Origin of the sequence: Arthrobacter sp. 2MCAF15, assembly GCF_052115605.1 — a bacterium.
Taxonomy (GTDB): Bacteria; Actinomycetota; Actinomycetes; order Actinomycetales; family Micrococcaceae; genus Arthrobacter.
The window spans coordinates 1-2,086 of the sequence record NZ_JBFRGZ010000045.1 but is presented as its reverse complement, the minus strand read 5'-3'; the positions used below and the strand labels follow the sequence as shown (position 1 = coordinate 2,086).

1 protein-coding gene is annotated in these 2,086 nt (G+C 62.6%); it reads right to left on the bottom strand.

The window, feature by feature from the left end:
- Window positions 1–1,560: 1,560 nt before the first annotated feature.
- Window positions 1,561–1,791, bottom strand: coding sequence for a tautomerase family protein (locus AB4089_RS22865; protein ID WP_441411553.1), 231 nt, complete (start codon window positions 1,789–1,791; stop codon window positions 1,561–1,563).
- Between the last annotated feature and the right edge of the window lie 295 nt (window positions 1,792–2,086).

Here is a 2,086-nt window from a genome sequence, read left to right as displayed (position 1 = left end):
ACCTGGTCAATTCAACCAATCCATTACAATAAATTGGTATCAACAAACTTGGCACACTATTGAGTTCTCAAACAACAGACACACCCGGCACCACCACAACCAACATTCAGTCGCGGATCGCTCCGGAGCAACTTTTCAAACTTACCCGAGTCCGGACCACTTTGCAAATCAGCGTTTCCGCGACCCGCAAACCATCCGACCCGCCCCCACCAGAACCCGGAGCGCACGAAACGCCGACCAGATCCGGTCTTGAAATTTAGGGGATTGGCCGCCTCCGGTTCCCAGCATTTCCGCTGGTCTCCCTCTCGGCGACTTAGAAAACAATACACCCACCACGCCCCCACCGCAAACCCACCCCCACACACCCCCACCACCACCCCAAAACCCCCAAAACCCGCGGCCAAACGCGGGCCCGGATGCGGCAAACACGCCCCGGTTGCCATCCGGTGGCCTTGTATCCTCCATCACACGCCTGCCCCACGGTCGGCACCACCGAATGGGCGGGATACTGCCGGCACCGAGAGACGGGCGTCGCTGCACCGAGATGCGGTCCAGCGCCAGGGCGTCGCATGGCGTGAAGCTGCTGCCCTGAAGGAAGTCGGGCTTACCAAGCGTCTCCCGGAGACCAGGAGCAGCAGCTTGTCGCTGCTCCTCCGGGCCATCGTCCTCACGCTCCTCGACGCTGTCATGGGCGTGGGCCGTCTGATTTCGGGAGTGGCGGGACGGACGGCTTGGACTCGTCGACGCCGGCAGCTGCCGACGCCCCGCCCCGTGGTGCGCGATGGTGAAGGCCAAAAGAGTGCGCCAGCCGCGGATATCCACGACTCCATCCGGTTGTTCAGGACCAGGAACCGTGGCCCGTGGTCTCTTTCGTCCTCAAGCCGTCCGGTTTCGAGCCGGGCGCCGCAGGTCACTGGCGAATAGGACCCCGGGCGTATGAACCGAACCGGACGTGCTTTCGGCATCACTTGCTGTGGCCGGCCCCGCCAAGGCGAAGTGATCCACTGAGAGCGAGGGGCGGAATCGTTCACAACCCGGCCCACGGCAAATGCAGATCGCATACAGCTGCTGGAACCCGGGAACAGTAGCGGCCTCACCGCATACCGTGCTGCGTCGAGTGATACTTGGCCATAGACAGCCGTCTCGTCCGACTTCTTCTAGGGTGTTCAATTGACGCAGAGTTTCAAGGGTGGGCTGGAGAGGCCCGGAAAGCTCATGAGAGTATCCGGCCCCTGGGTCGTGCTAATTCCTACAAGTTCGCACATCGCATTCCAGATGAGGTTTCGTTGGTTGAGGCGCTTCTTCGGCCCATGGCTGGTGGAGCGCTCCACTATTCGAGAGGTATACGTAAACCCCCCGAAGGCCCTGGCGGCGTGGAGCAGGGTAAATCTCCTGGCGGATGAAAATATGCCGTGGTCGTTCTTGACCGAACATCCCTACGCTGTTTTGGAGTGCCTTGAGCGTCTGGGCTACCCCGTTCGAGCCGAAAAGTAGTGCCCGCTGCGCCGACCGGCGCGACAACAGCAGATCGGCGCGCTTAAGGGCGGCTAAGCCGGAATCCTAGGATCGGCCCTGCATTGATTCGTCTTGGCCGGAGTCAGCCAGCGTGATCCCTGGGACAGACCAGTTCTCCCTGGGCAATTCCTGGACGGTGACTCTGATGGTGTCCGGCCGTATTCCCATCACGCGCGCATACGTTGCCGTCAGTTCCGGGAGCAGCTCGCGTTTCTTAGCAGTTGTAGAAGGGCTGGCGTTGAGAATCTGGATGAGTGGCAGGGTGAAGTCTTGCATTGGCCCCTTCGCTTCCGGGACTACCCTCCTGGCCGGCGAAGTTGGTGTGTGAATTTAGCTACATTCCTCTGAGCGTGCAGTATTCGACGGCGGCGATTCAGTTCTTGCCCTCCCGGTGTCCGGTGGGACCGGGGCCTGCCCGGGGAGGTGTCCGGGAGGTGCCGGGGTCCCTGTCCGGTGCGGCGTGGGGCCGGTTGGCGGGGTGCCGGGGCCCTGGTGTCGGCTTCCGGCGGCGGTAGGGTGCCGGGGGGTGCCGGGGCGCTGGTGCCGGGTTCTGGCGGCGGCAGCGGGGTCC